This is a genomic window from Erwinia sp. PME.40.26/001 (assembly GCF_055556675.1).
This window is the reverse complement of sequence record NZ_JBVHNP010000223.1, coordinates 1-265: the sequence shown is the minus strand read 5'-3', so window position 1 is coordinate 265 and position 265 is coordinate 1. Positions and strand designations below refer to the sequence as shown.

Annotated in this window: 1 protein-coding gene; it reads left to right on the top strand. The window is 70.2% G+C overall.

The window, feature by feature from the left end:
- On the top strand, positions 1-265 hold a 265-nt coding region (locus ACZ3HG_RS23935), incomplete at both ends, for a phosphotriesterase family protein (protein WP_465334890.1).

Genomic DNA, 265 nt, shown 5'->3' with positions numbered 1-265 from the left:
AGCCGTGCTGGCGTACGACACCTTCGGGTCGGACTTCTACTACGGCAGCACGGACCTGCGGAACCCGACCGACGCCGAGCGACTCGAGATGGTCGAGTGGCTGCTGTCCGAGGGCTACGGCGACCAGCTCGTGATCGCGCAGGACGTCTGGGCGCAGGCCAACCTCCGCCGCAACGGCGGGCGCGGCTACGACCACCTCTTCGCGCGCATCGGCCCCGCCATCGCGACCATCGCCGGCGATCCGGCGGTCGCCGATCAGATCCTC